Annotated in this window: 19 protein-coding genes, 1 pseudogene and 1 riboswitch; of the genes and pseudogenes, 7 read left to right on the top strand and 13 right to left on the bottom strand. The window is 66.2% G+C overall.

Annotated elements, in window-relative coordinates; translation table 11 throughout:
- The first annotated feature begins 496 nt into the window (after window positions 1–496).
- Window positions 497–1117: a hypothetical protein gene (locus OG874_RS33285; RefSeq protein ID WP_330251039.1), complete on the top strand. Its 621-nt coding sequence runs from the start codon at window positions 497–499 to the stop codon at window positions 1115–1117.
- Window positions 1118–1154: 37 nt separating this feature from the next.
- Here OG874_RS33285 and OG874_RS33280 read toward each other — a convergent pair whose 3' ends face one another.
- Window positions 1155–1301 carry an ATP-binding protein gene (locus OG874_RS33280; protein WP_330251038.1) on the bottom strand — a complete coding sequence of 49 codons (147 nt, stop codon included), beginning with the start codon at window positions 1299–1301 and terminating at the stop codon, window positions 1155–1157.
- A 159-nt stretch (window positions 1302–1460) separates the two neighbouring features.
- Between OG874_RS33280 and OG874_RS33275 the strand changes: the two genes are divergently transcribed.
- Together OG874_RS33275 and OG874_RS33270 are read left to right on the top strand one after the other, a co-directional pair.
- The gene (locus OG874_RS33275) at window positions 1461–1640 is read left to right on the top strand and encodes a hypothetical protein (RefSeq protein ID WP_330251037.1); all 180 of its coding nucleotides are present in this window, start codon (window positions 1461–1463) and stop codon (window positions 1638–1640) included.
- 24 nt (window positions 1641–1664) lie between these two features.
- A pseudogene (locus OG874_RS33270) lies at window positions 1665–2003 on the top strand (hypothetical protein); the annotation flags it as partial.
- A 24-nt stretch (window positions 2004–2027) separates the two neighbouring features.
- Here the strand turns inward: OG874_RS33270 and OG874_RS33265 are convergent.
- The 3 genes from OG874_RS33265 to OG874_RS33255 all read right to left on the bottom strand — a co-directional run bounded on the left by OG874_RS33265 (window position 2028) and on the right by OG874_RS33255 (window position 7246).
- Window positions 2028–3011 carry a magnesium transporter CorA family protein gene (locus OG874_RS33265; RefSeq protein ID WP_330251035.1) on the bottom strand — a complete coding sequence of 328 codons (984 nt, stop codon included), beginning with the start codon at window positions 3009–3011 and terminating at the stop codon, window positions 2028–2030.
- 86 nt (window positions 3012–3097) lie between these two features.
- Window positions 3098–6382: a protein kinase domain-containing protein gene (locus OG874_RS33260; RefSeq protein ID WP_330251034.1), complete on the bottom strand. Its 3285-nt coding sequence runs from the start codon at window positions 6380–6382 to the stop codon at window positions 3098–3100.
- Window positions 6383–6514: 132 nt separating this feature from the next.
- Window positions 6515–7246 carry a Zn-ribbon domain-containing OB-fold protein gene (locus OG874_RS33255; protein ID WP_330257526.1) on the bottom strand — a complete coding sequence of 244 codons (732 nt, stop codon included), beginning with the start codon at window positions 7244–7246 and terminating at the stop codon, window positions 6515–6517.
- Between the two features lie 660 nt (window positions 7247–7906).
- Here OG874_RS33255 and OG874_RS33250 point away from each other — a divergent pair.
- Complete coding sequence (locus OG874_RS33250; protein WP_330251033.1) at window positions 7907–8617, top strand: GntR family transcriptional regulator; 711 nt, start codon at window positions 7907–7909, stop codon at window positions 8615–8617.
- Here OG874_RS33250 and OG874_RS33245 read toward each other — a convergent pair.
- The 5 genes from OG874_RS33245 to OG874_RS33225 all read right to left on the bottom strand — a co-directional run bounded on the left by OG874_RS33245 (window position 8603) and on the right by OG874_RS33225 (window position 11792).
- Entirely contained in the window at window positions 8603–8857 is a 255-nt protein-coding gene (locus tag OG874_RS33245) for a flavin reductase family protein (RefSeq protein ID WP_330257525.1), read from the bottom strand. The two genes, OG874_RS33250 and OG874_RS33245, sit on opposite strands and share 15 nt — an antisense overlap.
- Window positions 8854–9813: an HpcH/HpaI aldolase/citrate lyase family protein gene (locus OG874_RS33240; RefSeq protein ID WP_330251032.1), complete on the bottom strand. Its 960-nt coding sequence runs from the start codon at window positions 9811–9813 to the stop codon at window positions 8854–8856. Before OG874_RS33240 ends, OG874_RS33245 begins: the two co-directional genes overlap by 4 nt.
- Window positions 9810–9986 carry a hypothetical protein gene (locus OG874_RS33235; protein ID WP_330251031.1) on the bottom strand — a complete coding sequence of 59 codons (177 nt, stop codon included), beginning with the start codon at window positions 9984–9986 and terminating at the stop codon, window positions 9810–9812. Before OG874_RS33235 ends, OG874_RS33240 begins: the two co-directional genes overlap by 4 nt.
- Before the next feature lie 74 nt (window positions 9987–10060).
- Window positions 10061–11116, bottom strand: coding sequence for an alpha/beta fold hydrolase (locus OG874_RS33230; protein WP_330251030.1), 1056 nt, complete (start codon window positions 11114–11116; stop codon window positions 10061–10063).
- A 406-nt stretch (window positions 11117–11522) separates the two neighbouring features.
- The gene (locus OG874_RS33225) at window positions 11523–11792 is read right to left on the bottom strand and encodes a hypothetical protein (RefSeq protein WP_330251029.1); all 270 of its coding nucleotides are present in this window, start codon (window positions 11790–11792) and stop codon (window positions 11523–11525) included.
- A 211-nt stretch (window positions 11793–12003) separates the two neighbouring features.
- Here OG874_RS33225 and OG874_RS33220 point away from each other — a divergent pair, with 211 nt between their 5' ends.
- Complete coding sequence (locus OG874_RS33220) at window positions 12004–12498, top strand: DUF2752 domain-containing protein (protein WP_330251028.1); 495 nt, start codon at window positions 12004–12006, stop codon at window positions 12496–12498.
- Window positions 12499–12507: 9 nt separating this feature from the next.
- Window positions 12508–12696: a hypothetical protein gene (locus OG874_RS33215; protein ID WP_330251027.1), complete on the top strand. Its 189-nt coding sequence runs from the start codon at window positions 12508–12510 to the stop codon at window positions 12694–12696.
- Window positions 12697–12703: 7 nt separating this feature from the next.
- On the opposite strand, the gene OG874_RS33210 is transcribed toward OG874_RS33215, so the two are convergent.
- The 3 genes from OG874_RS33210 to OG874_RS33200 all read right to left on the bottom strand — a co-directional run bounded on the left by OG874_RS33210 (window position 12704) and on the right by OG874_RS33200 (window position 18725).
- Window positions 12704–14059 carry a M1 family metallopeptidase gene (locus OG874_RS33210; RefSeq protein ID WP_330251026.1) on the bottom strand — a complete coding sequence of 452 codons (1356 nt, stop codon included), beginning with the start codon at window positions 14057–14059 and terminating at the stop codon, window positions 12704–12706.
- Window positions 14059–18129: a Pls/PosA family non-ribosomal peptide synthetase gene (locus OG874_RS33205; RefSeq protein WP_330257524.1), complete on the bottom strand. Its 4071-nt coding sequence runs from the start codon at window positions 18127–18129 to the stop codon at window positions 14059–14061. Before OG874_RS33205 ends, OG874_RS33210 begins: the two co-directional genes overlap by 1 nt.
- A 173-nt stretch (window positions 18130–18302) precedes the next feature.
- Complete coding sequence (locus tag OG874_RS33200) at window positions 18303–18725, bottom strand: MarR family winged helix-turn-helix transcriptional regulator (RefSeq protein WP_330251025.1); 423 nt, start codon at window positions 18723–18725, stop codon at window positions 18303–18305.
- A 7-nt stretch (window positions 18726–18732) separates the two neighbouring features.
- On the opposite strand from OG874_RS33200, the gene OG874_RS33195 reads away from it, so the two are divergent.
- Window positions 18733–18882, top strand: coding sequence for a hypothetical protein (locus OG874_RS33195; protein ID WP_330251024.1), 150 nt, complete (start codon window positions 18733–18735; stop codon window positions 18880–18882).
- Between the two features lie 59 nt (window positions 18883–18941).
- On the opposite strand, the gene OG874_RS33190 is transcribed toward OG874_RS33195, so the two are convergent.
- Entirely contained in the window at window positions 18942–19589 is a 648-nt protein-coding gene (locus OG874_RS33190) for a LysE family translocator (protein ID WP_330251023.1), read from the bottom strand.
- Window positions 19590–19714: 125 nt separating this feature from the next.
- A riboswitch (SAM riboswitch) is annotated at window positions 19715–19828 on the top strand.
- The last annotated feature ends 38 nt before the right edge of the window (window positions 19829–19866 follow it).

The raw sequence follows: 19866 nt of genomic DNA, 5'->3' as shown, positions 1-19866 counted from the left end.
TGCCGCCGAACCGATCCCGTCCGTCAGGAGTTTCCCGGCCAGATTGGTCGCCCATGCGCCGCCCGCGGCACCGATACCTGAAACCATGGCTTCTTCCATCGCCGCACCGGTGCTCTGCCCATCCCCCCACGCGGCACCCGTGTAAGAGCCCACCGCCGATCCGAGCATCGCTCCCGGCGGACCGAGAAAAGCACCACCCAACGCACCACCGGCAAACGCCCCCGCATCAGCCCAAGTGAACCCCAAAATGCCCACAAGCCAAGCTATTTCGCGCTCCGCCGGGGACGAACTGTCCTAACGGCCCTCTGACGAATTTCGGAGGTGTTTTAACGGCGCGGATCAATAAGTCGTTCAAATACATCGGGACCGGGTGGACCGACGGCCGAACCGAGTGCACCAGGCACCTGCTATTGCGTGGCTGTCTGCGGAGGAGCAGTGTGAATGGCACCGGTGGCGCCACCGGGGCGCCGCCTCCGAGCCGAGAGGGGGTGGGGTCGTGTACGCACGCTCCACCACAATTCAGGCGCGACTCTCCGCTATTGATGCCGGGATTGCGCATGTGCGTGACGACGTGATGCCGGTGTTGGCCGACATCACGGGCTGTGTCGGGCTGTCTTTGCTGGTCGATCGGCAGCTCGGCCGGTGCATCGCCACGAGCGCGTGGGAATCGGAGGAGGCGATGCGCGCTAGCGCCGAGCGGGTTCGCCCGATTCGCGATCGCGTCGCCGAGATATTCGGCGGCGGCGCCCAGGTCGAGGAATGGGAGATCGCAGTCCTGCATCGCGATCACCGTTCGCGGCAGGGTGCCTGTGTCCGCGCTGCCTGGGTCAAGACCGACCCGGAACGGCTCGACGCGGCCATCGAGGCCTACCGGTCCCAGTTCCTGTCGGAAATGGAGACGCTCGAGGGGTTCTGCAGTGCGAGCCTCATGGTCAACAGGGCGTCCGGGCGCGCCGTCTCTTGTGTCACCTACGACGGCGCCGAGTCGATGATTCGCAACCGTGACCAGGCTGCCTCGCTGCGGGCCGACGCCAGCCGTCGATCCGGTGCCGATGTGATCGACGGCGGTGAGTTCGAATTGGCGCTCGCGCATCTGCGTGTACCCGAATCGGTCTGACTGCAACTGTGGCGCCGTCACCACGACGGCGCAACGGCTAGCCGGGTCCGTCGTCGGCGATCTCGATGTGGGCGTGGCGATCGTCGCGTCGGAGGCGGACGGTGATGGTGGTGGCGTAGTGAGTGGCGTTGTCGAGCAGGTTGCGCACCGCGCGCGAGTCTGCAAACCGCCCCGTGATAGCCATGCATTCGCTACGATTCTGCTCGTTCCGGTGAATCGGAAGGCCATAGGCGGCAGGCGCACCCACATAGCCGCCGTTCGCTGTACCGGACAGGGAGCTCCTGGCTGGAGACCGACTCCCTGTCGCTGTGCCACCATCATCAGCCTGGCAAAGGGAGCCAGTATGAAGCGAACCGACGCAACAGCCCCCGCAGTCGAACTCCTCTCACACGTCCACGCCGCGGGCTTCACCTCCGTGGACCACTTCATCGCGACGCTACGCGTTGACCCGCTGGCCGATACGACTCAGCTACCACCCCTCGCTCCGGCACTACCTTCTCGCCCCGGACGGCACCGCAAGTAAGGTTGCCGCGCCTACGTTCGAATCCAAGCCCCCTGGAAGTCCGAGTACGAACGCGAACAAGCGGCCTGGAACCGCATGACCACCACCATGCAGATGGGCGGCACCATCGGCACCATCGGCGGCGCCGCGGTTGGCTGCATATTGGGCGGAATCGCCGGTGCCACAGTCGCTTCGGCCGCCATCATCGGCCTGTTCGGCGCCTTCATCCCGGCGGCTGTCATCGGCTGCGTCGGTGGCATGCTCGTCCTCGGACCACTGGGTACCATCGTCGGGACTTTGCTGGTGTCGGCACCGATCGCCATTATGGCCGCCGCTCAATACTTTACGACCATCAACCAGCCAACATCCACGCCGAGTAAATAGGGCAACACCGCGGACGGCGAGGGGTCAGAACCAGCCTTTGCGTTTCGCCCAGATGAGCAGGTACGTCGATATCGCGAGCATCACGAGCAGGGCCAGGGCCAGCCAGATCCATTGGGTTCGTTCGTTCACGATCAGGTTCATGCCGATGATGGACGACAGGGCAGTGATCGGCAGCGTGATGGCGGCGATGACGGCGAGCCGCTCGGCCGCGATGGTCATCTTGGTGTTCGTGCGTGCCTGATAGAACTCGATCGTGCCCTGCAGGTAATCCTTTTGGCTGTCGGCCATCACCGTCAGGTGCTCGAACTGATCGACTGCGTCGAGCAGCAGCTGCTGCCCCGTGCCGGTGCCGAACGCCTCGATGGTGACCATTCGGCCGTACAGTGCGTGGCTCAGCGCAGCCATGGTGCGGACCGTCAGCAGGCCGTGCCGGGCCCGGAACATCTCGTCGAGGAAGGTTTCCGGATTGCCGAGATGTCCGGCGGTGACTTGCTGTTCGAGTTTCCAGACGTCCTTGGTCAGCTCGGCGGTGTAGGTCCGCATTCGCGCGGTCAGCGCGGCGAGCAGGGCGTGGGACAGTTCGAATGCGTTGGCGGGCTGGAGCTTGCCCGATTCCAGGCGGCCGAGCACAGCAGCTACCTCGACCATCGCGGTCGACTGGTCGATCGCCGGATTCAGCGGTCCGTGCACCGTCACGAGGTAACGGTCGCCGATGAACTGGTCGAGTTCGACGTAATGCACGTGCCCGTGCGCCCCCGACTGCGGTGCGTGCAGCACCAGGAACATGTGGTCCGCGTACCGGTGCACTTTGGGCACCTGGTTGCGGTTCATCGAGTCCCGGATGGCGAGGGGATGAAATCCGAAGATGTCGGTCAACGCGTGGGCGGCTTGATCGTCCCAGGTCGGGACGTCCACCCAGACCAGTCCGTCGGGCCGGTCGAGCAAGCCCTTCAGGTCGGTCGCCGGATATGCACGCACACCGCCGTCGGAGATGAACCGGACGTCCATGTCGGCCTCCTCACGCGATGAAGTCTCCTCCGTGATAGCACCAGAGCCATACCGACGGGGGTGACTCGTCCAATCCGGGAGTGCGGTCAAGAACTCTCTTGCTGGGTCTCGTCGACGATCCAGGCCGCGATCTGGGTGCGGGAGGTGAATCCGAGTTTGCTCAGGATGTGTTCGACGTGGCCCTGTGCGGTGCGTTGCGAGAGCACCAGTTTCGCGGCGATCTGCTTGTTGGTGAGTCCTTGGGCGACAAGATCGGCGACCTGCCGTTCACGCTTGGTCAATTTCAGTCCTGCGGCGGGCGGCGTGACGGTTGGCGGTTCCTCCCCGAGGGCGTAGGCCACCGCAGCGTCCATTCCCATGGCCTGGCCGCGCCGGAAGGCCGCATCGAACCCGCGGTCACCGAGCGCGCGACGCACCGTGCGCTCGGATTCGTCGTGAAAGTGGGATAGATCCTGGAGAAAAGTCGCGACACCGGCGGTGGACCGCAACAGATTTTCCGCGGCACCCATCAGAACGGCCGCACGCTCGCCATTGCCATCGGCGACAGTCCAGGCCAGCCCCTCGAGGTCGAGCGCCGCGACGAACGAGCTGTGTACGCGCCGGTTGATTCGCAGCGATTCCAGCAGCAACTCTTGTGCGTGGGACGGCTCCCTTCGCTGCCACGTGATAACGCCCATCCCCCACAGCGTTGTCGACCGAAACAGCGATTCGCCGCACGCTTCGGTGATGGAACGTATTTGCTCGTGATATTCGATCGCCCGCCTTGTATCGCCCTGGCCTGCGTATGCCCAACCGAGGAGGGACAACGCAGCCAAATACAGATACCGGGGCCTGCTCGATTCGAACACCTCGAGGGTGGGTCGAAGCGTGGATACCGCCCGATCGAGTTCACCTCGATACATTGCCAGGGCGCCCTCGGCGGACGCGGCCAGCGCCTGGATTGTGGGAGCGGGGTCCTGTCCGGCGAGCGCGCGTGCCTGCTCCACGAAGGTGGCCGCGCGGCGCAGGTCGCCCTGTACCGCCGCCATGATCGTGCTGGTATGCAGTGCTTTGACGCGATCGGGTATCGAGTGTGCGGCGGGGTGGGCGAGGACACGGTCGAGCCAGCGCCGGCCTTCGCTGTACTGGCCCCGAAAGCTCCAGAACAGAAATAGTGCGGCGGCGATGCGCAGCCCGGCGTCGGCGGCCTCCGCACTGTCGTCGGCAAGGCAGGACTCGAGCACGTCCCGGAGATTCGGTTGTTCGCGCTCGAGCCGAGCGAGTAAGTCGAGCTGTCGGTCGCTGATCCATCCCGCCTCCGCATCCGTAGCCAATCGCTGGTACCAGTCGCGGTGTCGTCGACGCAGATCCCGGTCTTCGTCGGTCCCCTGCAGCTTCTCCCGCCCGTAGTCGCGCACGGTCTCGAACATCCGAAAGCGCACGGCTGCATCCGATACCTCTACCTCCCGGATCACAATCGACTTGTCCACCAGTCCGGACAGCACATCGAGCAGATTCTCCGGCGCCAGGTCGGCACCGCATACCTGCTCGGCGGCATCGAGCTCGAAGCCGCCGGCGAACACCGATAACCGGGCCCACATCCGCTGCTCGACCGGCGTGCACAACTCATAGCTCCAGTCGATACACCACCGCAGCGTCTGTTGCCGCGCCGGCGCGGTGCGACTACTGCGAGTGAGCAGCGCGTACCGGTCGGTGAGCCGCTGCAGGATCTGATCGGGTGACATGGCGCGCATCCGCGCCGCCGCGAGTTCGATCGCCAGCGGCAACCCGTCCAGCCGGGAACAGATCCGGGCCACAGTGGTCTTGTTGTCCTCGGAGAGTTCGAAGCCCGGCACCACGGCTGCGGCGCGGTCAGCGAACAAAGTCACAGCGTCGTATTTGGGCAGTCCTCGCAACGCCGGCTCCCGGTCGGGATCCGGGACCGGCAGCGGCAACACCCGCACCATTACTTCCCCGGCGATGTCGAGCGGCTCGCGGCTGGTGACGAGAATCCGCAGACTCGGACAAGTCACCAGCAACGTCTCGACCAGCTCCGCCGAGGCCTCCACCACTTGCTCGCAGTTGTCGAGCACCAGCAGCATTTCCCGCGAGCTCAGGAAATGGACCAGAACGTCGAGCAATGGCCGGTCGGGCTGGTCCAGCAGGCCCAGGGTGGCCGCCACGACATCGACCAGCAGTGCCGGGTCGCGCACGTCGGCCAGCTCGATTACCCACACCCCATCGGCGAAATCGCGCCGAGCATGCGCCGCCGCCCGCAGCGCCAGCCGGGTCTTACCGACACCACCGATCCCGGTCAACGTCACCAACCGGGAGGTGGACAACAGATTCTTCACCTCCGACGTCTCGGTGCGGCGGTCGACGAAACTGGTCAGCTCGAGCGGCAGATCGCCGGTGTTGCCGCGACCTCCCGCCCTCGGCGACGGGGCCGATACCCGCATCGGTGACAGGTGGTCCAGCAGCCCGCGGGCCGGTGTCACGTGCAGCGCCATCTCACCGACCGGGTATCCGTGGCGCAGCTGTACCTGCCCGATGGCCTCGCCCACCGCGGCCGCCGACGGCCGCTGCCGCGGGTCCCGGCTCATCGCCGATTCCACCACGGCCGACACGTCATCGGGAATGCCGCTTTCCCGCAGATCCGGCACCGGCTGGCTGGTGATCCGCAGGAACTGAGCCACCACCTGCTCACCGCTGCCGCGTTCGAACGCGGCATGCCCGGTGAGCGCGGCGAACAGGGTCGCACCCAGCCCGTAGACATCAGCGGCCGGTGTGGGGGTATCGCCGTCGAGTGCCTCGGGTGCGGTGAATGCCGGGGACCCGGTCAGGGTGCCCGCACTCGTCTGGAATGCGTCGGCGATGCGCGCGATACCGAAATCGGTCAACGCCGGCTCGCCATAATCGGTGAGCAGAATATTTCCCGGCTTCACATCGCGATGCACAATTCCGAACTGGTGCGCGTTCTCGAGCGCACCAGCGATCCTCACCCCGATCCACAACACGGTCTCCACCGGCAACGGGCCCTGCCGGCGGATCCACGCATCCAGCGAATCCAACGGGTAATACGGCATCACCAGATACGGCCGCCCACTCGCGGTGACACCCACCTGCAGCACAGGCACGATGTTCGGATGCCCGGTCAGCCGGCCCATCGCCCGCTGCTCGCGCAAGAACCGCGCCTGGTTGTCCTCGTCCAGCTCGGCGGTCAGCACCTTCACCGCCACCGTGCGATCCAACACCACCTGCCTGCAGCGATACACCGCACCAAAACCACCGTGCCCGACCTCTTCGGCGTCCTCGAACCCGGACGCACTCAAATCAGCCGTGACGGGTGTCATCACATCGCGGCGGGTCCGGAGCGGATCATCAGCTGTCATCAGCGGCAGGCAATCCACTCGGCATATACGCGAGCACCGGGCACCATGCGCTCACCTTTCGCTAATGCCCAGCGTATCCCCAACGAAGGTGAACGGTCCGCCCGTCCGCGCCCCGAGTTCTAGATGTCTACATCAGGCGCTACCGGCCGAGAACGCGGTAGATTGCATCCGCCACGCCTGCGCCAGCGAGTCCTGCAAATGGCGCTTCAGCCCGCGCACATTGACGTTATCGGTGCGCCGTGGGTGCAGCGCCTCGTCCACCATCTGCAAGAACCGCCGACGGGTCACACCGTAGGTCACGAGCAACTCGCTGGCCGTGGCGCCGCCGAAGGGTGCCCAGCGGATCGCGAAATCGAGCATGGACTTCGCCGCCGTGTCGACAGACTTCGCGGCAGCCATGAGATCAGACTGGCGAAGCGATGTCCGGACCCACGACGCGTCGTATCGATGCTCGGCATCAGGACGACGGGTAGACCGCACATCGTTCCAAGCGCTCCGGCACTGCGACGCGGGACGAACGCCATCGTCGGAACCGGGCGCCGCGGGGCAGATAGTGAACACCGGGAAGCGATCTACCCGAGGACGTGGCTCGAATCGCACGCGGATCGGCTGATCCGCCTGCGGTGGGACGTCCCCTTCGATCGTCGCGTACATCCACGGACCCTCGTCGAGTTCCACAATGGCGATCGTCAATGGCACCACCTGAGCGTGCGGACGGCCCACACTGCGGTGCACCAGCCGCCATGACACGATCGAACCGAGTCCAGACGATGGCGCCCACTCGAGATTCCAGGACCGACACGTCGAACACTCGGCGGTCAGCGGCGGAAACAACTTGTCGCAGCGCCCACAGCGCCGAATCATCAATACGGATTTGGCCCCGGTGGGGTCGTCGCTGGATTCGTATGTGTGTTCGGACATGGAAACCTCGGCGCGATAGCTATGAATGCTGTCCCGCCAAGGGTGTCCTCTTCGGCGCCCGACCACGACGGTGGAACTACCCGGATACATACCTATTTCTGCCGAGTTTCGTCCGGACCGAGGCCTGTGCAGTTGCGGTCACGGCCGGTTTCTCGCCTCGGGAACCTGCGCGAGTACCGCCTTCCGACCATTCTCGCGGCGGTAAGGATTCGGGCGTAGTGCCAGAAGTCACCGGGGTAGGTGACTCGGGGTTTGAAGTTGGTGTCCACACGTGCGTGGTGTTCGCCGAGTTCCGGGTCCGCCGATGATGCCGGCGCTATCGGAGAATCGGGGCACCGGCGACTGCCTGCATGAAGGCAACCATGGTCATGCGGTCGGATCTGGGGGGTGAATGTCAGGGCCCTATCCAAGTGATATATCAAAATATGGCTGATATATTTAAGCGGCGGGCAGTGTTGTCAAGCGCTTCGTCGGGAGGTGATCGAGGCGGCTGCTTGTATGGTGTTGCCCTACAGAGAGCGGGTGTGGAGCGGTGGTGTTTCCCCGGGTTGATGCGCGGTCGGACGCGGAATCGCTGCTGCGGTGTCGAGGCAGGAGTGGCCGATGACAGACGAGGCCGCCCGTGGCCCCTGGCCCGTCGGTGAGGTCGACGACACCGGCAACGGACCCCGCACCGAACGCGAGCGTCTGGCGGATGCGCTGCGTGAGCGCATTCTCGCCGGCGAGCTCGCCCGGGATTCCCGGATCGATCTGGACGCCACCGCGCAGGAGTTCGGTACCAGTCGCACGCCGGTGCGCGAGGCATGCCTTGTGCTGGCGCAGGAAGGTCTGGTCCGGGTCGCGCAGCGGAGCGGAATTACCGTGATCGGTGTCTCGGCCGAGGCGACTTTGGAGAACTTCACCTTGATGGCCGCGTTGTCGGGAGTAGCTGCGCAGTGGGCGGCGCAGAAGATTGTGCCGCGTCAGTTGTTGCGGGTTCGCGAACTGCATCGCGAGATCCGTATCGCCGCGCAGGTCGGCGACGATGTCGCCACGTTGAACTGGCTGTTTCACCGGGAGATCAACAGGGCCTGCGGGTCGGCGCGGCTGCAGGGGATGCTGGGCGACGCCGGACGGATGGTCCCACGGCGCTTCTTCGAACTCTTCCCGGAACGGGTGCCGTGCTCTATCGACGATCACGAGCTGCTCGTCGCCGCCCTCGCGAAGGGCGATTCGGTCGCCGCTCGCACCATCACCGAGGAACACTTCCGCGCCGCGGCCGAACTGCTGAGTGCGCGCTTGGCCGAACAAGAACTCGGATCATCGTCCGGGTAGGCGGCTCTTATCAGGCGATGCGGGAGTCGGTGCCTGTCGCAGTGTGGGTGCGCTCGATGACTGTTCGGACACCGAGAACGTCAGCGCCGGTGGGTCGACGCTGACCGAGGCGACCGAGGTCGCCGTCAGCGCGACCGGCCGGCCGGTGTCGGCGGTGATCAGCGAAACGCCGCCCGGATGGCCTCGAAACGCACTCCGGAATTGCTCGGCCGAGACTGCGGCACGGCGATGGCCGGTTATTCGGCCGGCCGCCAGATTTCGGTACGCGACATTCCCGCCGCTCGGCCCTTCGCCGAGACGACCAGCGCCATCTTGCGGGACGCTTCATCGATCATTTCATCGCCCAGCATCGCTGCGCCGCGGTGACCGCCGGCCTGGGAAGTGTGCCAGGCATAGGCGTCGAGGATGTTCTCCGCATGGTCGTAATCGGTCTGGCGCGGACTGTAGATCTCGTTGAGTACATCGATTTGGGTCGGGTGCAGCGCCCATTTCCCGTCGAATCCCAATGCGGCAGAGCGTTGCGCGACCCGCCGCAAACCCGCGAGATCCTTGATGGCGAGATACGGGCCGTCGATGGCCTGCAGATCATGGGCACGGGCCACCATCAAGATGGTCATCAAAATGTGGTGGTAGGCGTCGCCGACGTCGTATCCCGGCGGTTGCTCGCCGACCACCAAAGTCTTCATCTGAATCGATGCCATGAAATCAGCGGGGCCGAAGACGATCGTCTCGATACGCGGGCTGGCAGTGGCGATGGCCTCCACCGCCAGCAGCCCTGCGGCATTCTCGATCTGCACATCGAGGCCGATGCGTCCGACCTCGAGTCCCTCAGCCTTCTCGACCTGTGTGAGCAGCAGATCCAGCGCCACGACGTCGGAAGCGCTACGCGTCTTGGGCAGCATCACACAGTCCAGATTCGCGCCCGCGTTGCCGACTACGTCGATGACATCCGCATAAGTCCACGGCGTTGTCCAGTCGTTGACCCGGACCGTGCGTATCTTGTCGCCGAATCCGCCCGCATTGAGAGCACTCGCGATGATCTTGCGACCGTCCGCCTTCGCCGCGGGCGCGCACGCGTCCTCGAGATCGAGGAATACGGCGTCCGCGGGGAGGTCGCGAGCCTTGTCGATCATCTTCTGGCTCGATCCTGGTACCGCCAGGGTGGTGCGCCGGGGACGGGTGGGGCGTGTCGTCACTGGTGGTACTTCCCTTCAACGAAATCGACGACAGTTAATATATCAGATTGATGATGATATTTTAGTCGAGGCCTTGTTGAAGAGGACGCTGTCGTGGACCGGGCGATTTCTTCGCGGTCGGTGATGACCTGGTAGTCGGCGAGGATGACGAAGCCCAGGTCGTGCAGGCGCACGCGTTCGGCGATAGTGACCCCAGATGCAGGGGCGTCCTCTGGGGCCGGGTGCCGTTGACCAGCCCCAGAAGTCGTCAGCCCACGGCGGCCTCGGGGCTGCTGGCGGCGGAGGCCACGGCGGCGAGCAGGGCGTTGAAACGGTCGGCGGCTTCGATATTGCCGAGGTGGCCGGTGGGCCAGACCTGGTAGTCGGCGAGATGGCCGGTGCGGGACAGGGTTTCGACGATCGGGCGGGACATACGCTCGGGCAGCAGATGGTCTTCGGCGCCCGCGATGACGGTGGTCGGGACCGTCAGGTGCGCGGCGGCATCGCCGAGGTCCAGGGCGGCAAGGGCGGCGGCGTGCAGGCCACGGGTGAGCGGACGACACGAGCGGATGATGCCCAGCGCGAAGTCCACCTCCTCGCGGGTGGCGGACTTGGACATCACGCGGGCCTTGAAGACCGCGCTGACCGGCCAACCGCCCGGCAGCGGAACCGGTGCGGTGAGTACGGTTTCCGCGACGACGAGCGGGACACGCACGCTGGCGCCCAGTACGGTCAACGGTCGTTTGGCCAGCATGAGCGGCTTGTTCAGCAGCGGCAGCAGATCGGTCTCGTACCGGATATCGCTGGCCGCGGTGTTGGCCAGGAGCACGGCCGACGCACGGCGGGTGACCTGTTCGGGATAGCGAGATGCCCACGCCTGCAGGGTGATTCCGCCCATGCTGTGACCGACGAGGACGGCGCGCTTGCCGAACGGGAGGGCGGCTTGCAGGACGGCCTCGAGGTCGTCGGCCAGGGTGTCCGCGCCGGGACCGGCGCTGCCGAGGGTGCTCGCGCCATGGCCGCGCTGGTCGTAGGCGAGCACGCGGTAACGGTCGGCGAAGGCGTTGATCTGCGGATTCCAGTACTCGATGCAGCAGCTCCAGCCGTGGATCAACACGATGACTTCGCCATCGGCGGGGCCGTAGGCGTGGACCCGGAGCTTGGCACCGTCCGCGGTGGTCACCGAGATGATCTCGGGCTCAGCCGTTGGCTTGTTCAGCGACGCGGTCCGGTAGGTCCGAGACCGAAGTCCGGCGCGATAGGCGGCGGTCAACGGTTCATCGCTGCGCACTTCCGCCAAAGTCTTCATCGACTTGACCAGCATTCGAGCACTCCTTTGTGTCTGCCGTCACCGTACCGTGCAAGCAGAATGCTTGCTAGGGCTAGCGCTCAGTGGCGGAAATCCTGGCTCTACCGGGTGGATACCCGAAATTAGGTCGGGCCAATAGTGCTTACTGGCAGAAACATCGGGCACAACTGACTTCTACCTGGGTATCGTTCGCCACCGAGGCGTCCGTTAGCGCCGCACACCTGGCCGCGTGCCCCCAATTCCGCTGTCCCTGAACCGGCAATCCCGCGCCCGCCGTCACAGCCGCGGGCTTCGTGGCTCTGGTAGGGGTATGGAGTGTGCTCGTCCACCGGCACATCAGGACAAGCTGCCGGAACCGACAGACCCGATGAGGGTGCGGATTCCGAGAAGGGGTGCGCCGGTCAGCCTGGGGAAAGCCGCGTCAGCTGGGGGTGAGGAAGGCGGCGATGTCTTCGGGCATGACCAGACAGACCTGGTCGTCCGGATGGAAATCGTCGGGGACATCGCGGCGGTTGGGGGCGCGGACGAAGACGACCACCGAGGAACCGTCTCCGGGGTCTATTTCGACCGCGACCGAGCCGGAGAAATCGCTGTCCGAGGGTGCGAACCAGTGGCCCACATGCCCGAATTCGAGCTTGCGAGCCGCCCTGACCCCGAATCCGTCGAGCCGGGTAACACCAGCGGCATCCACGGGAAAAATTCTACTCTAGCTGCGGAAACACTGGAAGAAAATGATCATGTCGGTGGGCGGTGCGATGATTTCGGGCATGGCTTCCGATGCGGTCCGGGCCCGGTTTCGAATTGGCCGATCCATTCGGCAATTCCCTGCGCTTCGCCCAACCCGACTAGCGCGGCCCTGAGCTGTGGCGGGATCGGGTGGGCCGAGGCTACCGTTGATCCTTGTGGAGACAACGCATGTGGCGCCGGAACCGGGCGCGAACCCGGAGCCAGCGGTAAACCCGGAGCCTGCCGGGCAACCGGAGCGGGCCGGGCGCACCGGCTTGCGCGCCATGGGCTGGCCGCTGGTGGCCGCGAGTATCGGCATCGGGGCCGTGGTCTTGCTGCACTTGCGCGATCCACACAGCGAAGGCTCCTACGGCATCTGCCCGGTCTACGCGTTGACGGGGTTCTACTGCCCGGGCTGTGGTGGCATGCGGGGTGTGCACAACCTCACCGACGGCCGGATTCTCGATGCGGTGCACAGCAATCTGCTCGTGCTGCCACTGTTCCTGGCGTTCGTGTTGTGGATCGGCGACTGGTCGTTGCGGGCCTGGCGCGGTGAGCGAATGCGCCTGCCGCGGGGCAACCGCACCACGTTGTGGCTGTTCATCGCGGTGCTCACCGGCTATACGGTGCTGCGCAATACGCCGTGGGGGACGTGGCTCACGCCGGTTTAGTGTTCGATCATGACTGACTCGCTGAAGCAACGGATCCGGGCGAAGCTATTACGCCAGCTCGCCGAGGACGGCACTCCCGACTCGGAACCGGACGACCCGCGCCTGATCTCGATCGAGTCCGATCTCGATGTGCTGAACAGTGTCGCCGATGACGATCCGTTGGTCGAAGAACTGGCCGTGCGCTACCTGGTCTTCTGAGGGCACCTCAGTGCGATGTCGTGTTGACCTGCCCGCCGGAGGGCGGCAGTTGCGGCAGCGGTTCGCTGAGCAGCCACGCATCCCACAGCGGGCGCAGCGGCACCAGACTGTAGTGGCCCGCCAGATCGGTGAATTCCTCCGTGGTGACCGAGCCGTGCCGGTAGCGAATCGTCCACTCGCGCAGCAGATCCCAGAAGGCGAGTTCGCCGAGTTCCAGGCGCAGGGTATGCAGGGTGAGCGCGCCGCGTTTGTACACGCGGTCGTCGAACATACGTCGCGGGCCGGGGTCGCCGATGATGATGTCCTGCGGTTCCCGGGACAGGTTGTGCCGCGCGGCGCGGGCCAATTGGTCCGCGGTGGGCCCGCCCGCGGCTTCGGACCAGATCCATTCGGCGTAACAGGCGAAGCCTTCGTGTAGCCAGATGTCGCGCCACTGCCAGATGGTGAGGCTGTTGCCGAACCATTGGTGCGCGAGTTCGTGTGCGACAAGGCGTTCCGCGCCGCGGTGGCCGTCGCAATGGTTGGCGCCGAAGATGGAGATGCCCTGTGCCTCGATGGGGATTTCCAGTTCGTCGTCGGTGACCACGACCGTGTACCCCTCGAACGGATACGGGCCGAACTTCTCGGTGAAGAGCTCCATCATCTGCGGTTGGCGCTCGAAGTCGTGGTCGAAGTTGGCGCGCAGCCGGGCCGGGACGATGGCCTGCATCGGCACCGGACCGTGTGGGGCGTCGATGCGGTGCTTGCGGTACGGGCCGATCTGGATGGTCGCCAAATAGCTCGACATCGGTTCGGGCTGCTCGTAGACCCAGGTGGTCTGACTGGCCTTGGTCTGCTTGCGCACCAAGGTGCCGTTGGCGAGTGCGTAGTACGGGGTATCGGTGGTGATCGAAATCCGGTAGCTGGCTTTGGAACTCGGGTGGTCATCGCAGGGGAACCAGGACGCGGCACCGTTGGGCTGGCTGGCCACCAGCGCGCCCTCGGTCAGTTCCTCCCAGCCGACCTCGCCCCACGGTCCGCGCACCGGCTTCGGCAGCCCGGCGTATTGGATGACCAGCCCGAGCACCCCGCCCGACGGGATCCGGTGCTGTGGTGTGATGACTAGCTTGCCGCGCTGATGGGTGTATTTCGCGGCCTTGGTGCCGTTGACGAACACCTTGGACACGGTGAGCGACTGGGACAGGTCGAGCATGAAACGGTCGCGGACGGCGGTAGTCACCGCAGTGATCTCGGCTCGGCCTGCCAAGCGGTTGCTGGCGACCTTATAAGTGAGCTCGAGTTCGTACCGCGAAACCCGGTAGCCCCAATTTCCGTTCTGCGGTAGGTATTCGTCCACGGGCTCTTCGTAGTACTTGCCCGCCATCAGGAGGCTGCTCCGGCCTCGCTAAGGCTCGGCGTCTCACTTGACCACGGCGCGATCGGATTTCCCCACCAGCGAGTGGACGGCGGCACGGTGTCACCACGCATGACCAGCGATGCGGGGCCGATGGTCGCGCCGTCGCCGATGCTCGCGGCGGGCAGGGCGACGCAGTGCGGGCCCAGAGTCGCGCCGGCGCCGAGGGTGACGGTGTCCATAGCCATGATCCGATCGTGGAACAGGTGGGTCTGCACTACGCAGCCCCGTTCCACGGTCGCGCCGTCACCGAGTGTCACCAGGTCCGCCTCCGGTAGCCAATAGGACTCGCACCATACCCCGCGCCCGATCTTCGCGCCGAGTCCTCGGAGCCAGAGGTTCAGCACCGGAGTACCCGTGGCGGCCCGCGCGAACCACGGCGCGGCAACGGTTTCGACGAAGGTGTCGGCAACCTCGTTGCGCCACACGAACGAACTCCACAGCGGATGCTCGTCGGCGTCGATTCGGCCGACCAGCAACCACTTCGCGGTGACCGCGCTGGCGCCCGCGATAGCGCCCGCGGCCATCAGTACCAGACCACACAGCAGGGCGGCGACCAGGTAGCCCGCCGACTCCGCGATCCAGGCCAGCGTGAACAGCACGCCGAGACCTATGGCGAAGGTCACCAATACCGGGATGAGGCGGCAGGTTTCGACGATGCCGCGGAACATCTTCAGTCGCGGCGACGGGTCGAAGGTGCGTTCGGTATCGCCGGACTCGGCGGCGCGGCGCAGCCGAACCGGCGGACTGCCGAGCCAGGACGAACCCGCCTTCGCCTTCGACGGCGCGGCCGAAAGCACCGCGACCAGACCGTTCTTCGGTACCCGTCGACCGGGTGCGGTCATACCGGAGTTGCCGAGGAACGCGCGTTTGCCGACCTTCGCCTCACCGATGCGCAGCCAGCCGCCGCCGAGTTCGTAACTGGCGATCATGGTGTCGTCGGCGAGGAACGCGCCATCGGCGACGGTGGTGAATTTGGGCAGCAGTAGCACCGTGGACGCTTCGACGCTCTTACCGATCTTCGCGCCGAGCAGGCGCAGCCACACCGGGGTCAGCAGGCTGGCGTAGAGCGGGAACAGGAAGGTGCGCGCCGAATCCAGCAGGCGCTCGGTGGCCCAGACCTGCCAGCCGACCCGGCTGCGAACCGGATGATGGCCCTCGGTGAGTCCGATGCTGAGCAGCCGTACCGCGAGCACCGTTGCCACGGCGTACACCGACAGGCTGAGCAGAGTGGCGACCGGCAGGATCGCGAAGCCACGGCCGAGTGCGCCGGCGAGGGTGCGGGCGTCGCGGATGAACCAGGCGATGAAAGCGCCACCGGAGGCCAGGCCGAGAATGGGCATGGCCGCCAACACCATCGAGGTCACACCGAAGATCGCGACCCAGTGCGCGGCCCTGTCGGGGGTGTGATCGGGCCAACGGTGCGGTGCCTTGCCGACCTTCGCCGCGGGCGAGCCCGCCCACTCCTGTTCGGCCTTGACCTTGCCCGATACCGAAGAGCCCGGTGCGATTTCGGCGTTCTTGCCGATTTTGGTGCCGGGCAGCAGGATCGAGCGCGCACCGATCACCGCGCCCGGTCCGATGGTGATCGGCCCGATGTGCACGATATCGCCATCGATCCAGTAACCCGACAGATCGACCTCGGGTTCCACACTGCAGCCGTCGCCGAGTTCGAGCATGCCGGTCACCGGCGGCAGTGTGTGCAGATCGATACCGGTGCCGATCTTCGCGCCGAGCGCCCGCGCGAATGGCACCATCCACGGTGCGCCGGACAGGCTTTCGGCGCCGCTGGCCTCGGAGAGCCGGACCGCCGCCCACAGCCGCAGATGCACCGAACCGCCGCGCGGGTAACTGCCGGGCCTTATCCCGCGCAGCAGCACTCTGGCGCCGGTCGCGCAGATCGCCATGCGGCCGGGCGGGGAGATGAAGAGCAGGAAGGCGGCCAGGGTCCACCACCACGACAGGCGCGGCAGCCATGGCAGCGAGCCGGACCAGCCCGCGATATTGCCGACGATGGCCAGCCAGGTGAGCCACTGCAATCCGGTCAGGGTGGTCAGCGGAATGGTGGCCAGCACCTGGGCCCATTGGGCGCTGCGCGGGGTGGGGCGCACGATGCGGGGCTCGACCGCGGCGGTCGGCGCGGTTTCGTCGAGTAGTTCGGCGAGTGCGCCGAGGCGGGGGTGGTCGTAGAGGTCGGCGACGGCGATGCGCGGATAGCGTTCGCGCAGGGCGGTGACCAATTGGGCGGCCGCGAGTGAGCCGCCGCCGAGGTCGAAGAAGTCGGTGTCGGGACCGGTGATTTGGGCGCCCAGAATCGAATCCCACAGTCCGGCAATCCATTGCTCGGTGTCGGTGAGGTCGAGGTTTCCGGTTTCGGTGTCGTTCGGCAGCGGCCAGGGCAGGGCGTCGCGATCGACCTTGCCCGAGGTGCGGGTGGGCAGGTCGGCGACGATGGCGAGCCTGGGGACCAGAGGCGCCGGGAGTTGTTCGGCGAGTCGGGTTCTGGCCGCGGACAGGTCGAAATCGGGCGCGGTTCCGGTCAGATAGCCGACCAGGATCTTATTGCCCGCCTTGGTGGTTCGGATTGCGGCGGCCGCGCCGGTGACGCTGGGTAGATGCTGGAGTGCGTTATCGATTTCGCCCAGTTCGATGCGTCGGCCGCCGAGTTTGATCTGATCGTCGGCGCGGCCGAGGAAGATCAGGCCCGCGCTGTCGTTGCGGACCAGATCGCCGCTGCGGTAGGCGCGTTCCCAGCCGAGTGACGGTAGGGGAGCGTACTTTTCGGCGTCCTTGGCCGGATCGAGGTAGCGGGCCAGGCCGACGCCGCCGATCACGAGTTCGCCGGATTCGCCCTCGGCCACCGGATTTCCGGCGGCGTCGATGACGGTCAGATCCCAGCCGTCCAGCGGCAGGCCGATCCGGACCGGGAAACTACCGTCCAGCAGAGCCGCACAGGCAACCACTGTCGCTTCGGTGGGCCCGTAGGTATTCCACACCTCACGATCCGAATCCGAGTCGGATTCGCGGGGCCATGCGTGTGCGTGTATACCCTGCGGAGTACCGCGTCGACGGCCCCGAACTGCCTCCTCCGAGCCCGTCGCTCGCGCCGCGGGGCTTCCGGCAAGGCGTTCGGCGAGTTCGGGCGGCACTGCCTCACCGCCGAAGATCAGCAGGCGGACCGAGTCGAGCGCCTCGACGGGCCAGGTCGCGGCCAGCGTGGGCACCGTCGAGACGATGCTGATTTCGCGGCGGACCAGCCAGGGGCCCAGATCCGCGCCGGTACGCACCAGCGCGCGGGGCGCGGGCACCAGGCAGGCGCCGTTGCGCCAGGCCAGCCACATCTCTTCGCAGGAGGCGTCGAAGGCGACCGAGAGTCCGGCCAGGACGCGGTCGCCGGGGCCGATCGGAGCCTCCGGCAGGAACAGCCGCGCCTCGGCATCGACGAATGCGGCGGCATTGCGATGGGTGACCGCAACGCCTTTCGGGGTGCCGGTGGAGCCGGAGGTGAAGATGATCCAGGCGTCGTCGGTGGGCGTCGGGCGCACGGTCGAGGCGCTGTCGGTGGCCGGTTCGGTTTCGTCATCGGGCCGCTCGGCGGCGGCCACCGTCGGCTCGATGCCCGCCGCGGTTGCGATAGCGGTAACTCGGGCTTCGCCGAAGACCAGTCGGGCACGCTCCTGCGGGTCATCCGCGTCGACCGGTACGTAGGCCGCACCGGCGAACAGGATGGCCAGGATAGTGACGTAAAGCTCATGCGTACCGGATGGCAGGCGCACGCCGACGCGGTCGCCCGGCCGCACTCCGGCCGCGGTCAATCGGACGACCCCGGCGTCGATCTCGGCCAGCAATTCGGTGTAGTTGAGCACCACCCGGCCGTCATCGATCGCGGGCGCCTCGGGATGGGCGGTCGCGGTGCTGTTCAGGATGTCGACGAGGGTCCTGGCCTGCGCCGCGAGGGTGGCGCGGAGCAGGGGATCGGACGTCGGGAGCCCGGCTGCCGGGTCCTGGTCCGCCGCGGCGTCGACCTGCGGCTGCAGCATCACGTCCTGCCCACCTCTCATAGACCTGCCTAACGCTTCCCCGAAGTTGTTTCACAAGAGGGTTACCAATGGGCAAACGCCACGGTGACCAAGTGTCTACGGTACCTGCGGTATCGGATTGTTGTCGCTGACAGAACCGGGCGGTCGGTCTTTGGGGGTTGCGGCGGGCAGGCTCAGATGTCTTCGCCGAGCGCTTTTAGTGCCAGGCGATGCAGGGTTTGCCGTTCCTCGTCATCGAGTCGATGCAGCACCCGCTCGGCGGCCTGCTCGATGAGTTCATCGGTCTTGCGGCGCTCGGCCCGTCCGGCCTTGGTGATGGAGAGCCGGTACCTGCGGCGGTCCACGGAATCGCGGGTGCGGACCACGAAACCGGCCTGCTCCAGGCCGTCGATCAGCCGGACCACCTCGCTGCGGTCGATGCCGAGGGCGATGGCGACCTGCTGCTGGGACAGATCGTCGAATTCCTCCAGGCAGACCAGCACCCAGTGGTCGCGCAGTGATGTGCCCATCTCGGCGTGTACGGCCTTGTGCAGCCTGCCGAGCGCGTAGGTCGGGAAGCGGAGCAGGCCGCGGGGGTGAATGTGGTCGGCGGGCATTCGGTGATTGCTGGCGGTGGTGCTGTACCGCGCGGCCGACGCCGGGCTGCCGGCCGATGCCGGGTTCCGGCAGGCCTTCTGGTGGCTGACTGCTGCGGCGGTTGTCTCGCTGATCGCGTCACTGCTGCTGTGGCGCAAGGAGGTTCAGCCGAAATAGTGCTGTTGTGTGCGTCTTGCCGGCGATCGGAGACGGCTGTCGACAAGGCGCGTAACGGATTACGCGGCCGAGGCGGCGGTGCCGATGCCGAGGGCGGCGAGGATGGCCGCACTGATCTGCTCGAGCCGGTCGCGGACCTGCGGGCGGCGCAGCATGGCGACCGCCCGTGAGGCCAGCACGGCGAGCAGGATCATCTCCACCGCGGCGACGGTGCATTCGATGGCGCCGAGGGCGAGGGTGTTCAGGAAGGTGACGTCGGTGAGGAATTGCGGCAGCACCGCCAGGTAGAACAGTCCGACCTTCGGGTTGAACATGCACGACACCAGGCCCGCGGCGAACGCCGAGCGAATCGAGGTCGGTTCGCCGGTGCTCAGGTGGCCGGCCGGCGGGCCGGTGCCCGCCGCGTTGGCCGTCCTGCGCTGCTTGCGGTGCTCGAGCAGCGCCCGAATTCCCAAGTACACCAAGTAGATTCCGCCGACGACCTTGAGTGTCCGGTAGGCCGTCGCGGACTGCTCCAGCAGCGCGGCGACACCCGCCGCGACCACCACTGCCCAGACGATGCCGCCCAGTGCCGATCCGAGCGCCGCGGCGATGCCGGGTCGCGCGTCCACGATCGAGAATCGCAGCACCAGGAACGAGTCCGGTCCCGGCGTGATCGACAGTAGGATGCACAGGCCGACAAAACTGAGCAGCAGGGAAAGCGTCACCCCTCGATGAGACCGCAGATCGCCCGGCTGTGCAAGTTTATTTACTCAATTGCATGTATATGCACGATATGGGTGGCGGAAACGGCGGTTGACAGAGCGACTTGGCATCTGTCAGTCTCGTTTCAGGTCATGAGTACCAGCGTCAAGCCCCGGCTAGCTGGTCGGCAACCCTCCTCCGCGGTGGGGTGCTCCGGGTGACGACCGGGCCGCAGCCCGACCGGGTGCGGCAAGCGCGGACTCGGATAATCACCTGATTACGGGTCCCACAGCCGATGGG

The sequence above is a fragment of the Nocardia sp. NBC_00565 genome, from assembly GCF_036345915.1.
In the GTDB taxonomy this organism is placed as follows: domain Bacteria; phylum Actinomycetota; class Actinomycetes; order Mycobacteriales; family Mycobacteriaceae; genus Nocardia.
This window is presented reverse-complemented; position numbering and strand designations above follow the sequence as displayed.

Coding starts and splice junctions, on each gene's coding strand:
- OG874_RS33280 (WP_330251038.1), bottom strand. CDS start 1,301: ATGGCTATCACGGGGCGGTTTGCAGACTCGCGCGCGGTGCGCAACCTG.
- OG874_RS33275 (WP_330251037.1), top strand. CDS start 1,461: ATGAAGCGAACCGACGCAACAGCCCCCGCAGTCGAACTCCTCTCACAC.
- OG874_RS33265 (WP_330251035.1), bottom strand. CDS start 3,011: ATGGACGTCCGGTTCATCTCCGACGGCGGTGTGCGTGCATATCCGGCG.
- OG874_RS33260 (WP_330251034.1), bottom strand. CDS start 6,382: ATGACAGCTGATGATCCGCTCCGGACCCGCCGCGATGTGATGACACCC.
- OG874_RS33255 (WP_330257526.1), bottom strand. CDS start 7,246: ATGATTCGGCGCTGTGGGCGCTGCGACAAGTTGTTTCCGCCGCTGACC.
- OG874_RS33250 (WP_330251033.1), top strand. CDS start 7,907: ATGACAGACGAGGCCGCCCGTGGCCCCTGGCCCGTCGGTGAGGTCGAC.
- OG874_RS33230 (WP_330251030.1), bottom strand. CDS start 11,116: ATGCTGGTCAAGTCGATGAAGACTTTGGCGGAAGTGCGCAGCGATGAA.
- OG874_RS33215 (WP_330251027.1), top strand. CDS start 12,508: ATGACTGACTCGCTGAAGCAACGGATCCGGGCGAAGCTATTACGCCAG.
- OG874_RS33210 (WP_330251026.1), bottom strand. CDS start 14,059: ATGGCGGGCAAGTACTACGAAGAGCCCGTGGACGAATACCTACCGCAG.
- OG874_RS33205 (WP_330257524.1), bottom strand. CDS start 18,129: ATGCTGCAGCCGCAGGTCGACGCCGCGGCGGACCAGGACCCGGCAGCC.
- OG874_RS33200 (WP_330251025.1), bottom strand. CDS start 18,725: ATGCCCGCCGACCACATTCACCCCCGCGGCCTGCTCCGCTTCCCGACC.